The 1,769-nt window shown below is 69.7% G+C and carries 2 protein-coding genes; both read left to right on the top strand.

Translation table 11 applies throughout. From position 1 onward, the window contains the following. Window positions 1-496, top strand: a 496-nt coding sequence (locus ENN83_RS11720) for a TonB-dependent receptor domain-containing protein (protein WP_287187240.1), incomplete at its 5' end; no start/stop codon positions are given. Window positions 497-499: 3 nt separating this feature from the next. Beyond that, a partial coding sequence (locus ENN83_RS11715) for an ATP-binding cassette domain-containing protein (RefSeq protein WP_287187238.1) occupies window positions 500-1,769 on the top strand: 1,270 nt, incomplete at its 3' end.

Raw genomic sequence — 1,769 nt, 5'->3', positions numbered from 1 at the left:
CTATCGCAACCTCTCGGAGGTGCGGGTCTGGGGGGTGGAGATCGAGGGCGAGTGGGACATCCGTCCCGACCTGCGCCTGAGCGGCGCGGCAAGCTGGCAGAAGGGCAATCAGCGCGCCAGCGCCGGGGGTGCCAAGACCCCGCGCACCCTGCCGCCTGCGACCGCCGTACTGGGGCTCAGCTGGGACGTTCCGGACAGTGCCTGGACCTTCGATGTGGTGGGCACTTTCGCGGCCGGGGTGACCGAAACGGCGAACCCGGACAACTTCAAGCCTGCGGGCTATGGCGTGATCGACGGCTTCGCCAGCTGGGACGTGACCGATCGCGCGGTGCTGAACCTTGGGGTCAAGAACCTGTTCGACAAACGGTATTTCCAGGCATCCGCCGCAGGCTATTCCGCGACCGCTCCGAACGCGAGGACGGCCCGCGCGAACCCGATCGAGTTGCAGACCGGGCCGGGGCGCGTCTTCACCGCCTCGCTCGAAGTGAAGTTCTGAGGCGTGACGGTCCTGCACGCCCTTGCGGCAACGCTGTCCCGGGCCGGTCGGCTGGCCCGGGCCGCTGCGTCAGGGCCGGATTGGTGGCGCGGCGCGGCGCTCTATGCGGCCGTGCTCGCGCTCAACTTCGTCGGTGTCTGGGTCTCGATCCGCCTGATCGCCTGGAACAAGGCGTTCTTCGATGCGCTGGGGGCGCTGGACGGGCAGACCGCCCTTCGCCAGGTGGGGGTGTTCTTCCTTCTGGTTTCCGCCTCGGCGGGATCGTGGCTTGCCGCCGACTGGCTGCGCAAGCGGCTCCTGATCCTCTGGCGCGGGCAGCTGACCGCGCAGGCGCTGGATCTGTGGCTCGGCGGCTGGGCCTATTGGCAGTTGCGCCCGGGTTTCGGGGCGGTGCCGGTCGAGAATCCCGACCAGCGCGTGGCCGAGGACTGCCGGAAATTCGTCGAAGGCCTGCTGGAATTCACCCTCGACCTGATCTCGGGCGCGGTGGCCCTCGTGTCCTTTGTCGCATTGCTCTGGTCCTTGTCGACCTTCGCCCTGCCGGCCTGTTTCGCGGGACAGGTCACGCTGGGCGGCCTGATGCAGTTGGCCTCGGCGTTCTCGCAGGTGACGACGGCGCTCAGCTGGTTCATCTTCTTCAACCGCGATCCGGCTGGCTTCGTCGCGGTCTGCGAGCGGCTGGATGGCCTGATGGCCGCCGCCCGGGCCCCGGCACCGCTGCCAGGCGCACCGCAGGCCATCCTGCGGACGGCGTCGCCCGACGGGGCGCTGCACTTGCAGGGACTGCGGCTTGCGACGCCCGATGGCCGCTGGCTGCCCGCATTGCCCGATTGCACGATCCGGCCCGGTGCACGCGTCTGGAACTCGGGCGCCTCGGGCGAGGGCAAGACCACGCTTCTGGCTGCGATCGGCGGCATCTGGCTCTCGGGCGAGGGGCGGATCGCGGTGCCCGAGGCGCGGTTCCTGACGCTTCCTGCAGGCGCGCCCGTCTTCGCCGAAGGTCTGGCGGCGGCCGCCTGCTATCCCGAGGACCCGGCGACGCAGGGATCGGCCAAGCTGAATGCCGTCCTGACGCGTCTCGGCCTCGGTCATCGCCTCGATACTGCGGATGAGGCGGCGCTTTCGGGGCTCTCGATGGGCGAACGCCAGAGGCTGGGCCTTGCCCGTGCCGCGCTCCTGCGCCCGGACTGGCTGGTGATGGACGAAGCCACCTCGGCGCTCGATCCTGCCTTCGAGGCCGACCTGATGACTTGGCTTTCCGCCGAACTGCCCG

Origin of the sequence: Rhodovulum sp., from assembly GCF_011048875.1 — a bacterium.
GTDB classification, from domain to species: Bacteria; Pseudomonadota; Alphaproteobacteria; order Rhodobacterales; family Rhodobacteraceae; genus Rhodovulum; species Rhodovulum tesquicola.
The sequence above is the reverse complement of the archived record's forward strand: the minus strand, read 5'-3'. Positions and strand labels throughout refer to the sequence as shown.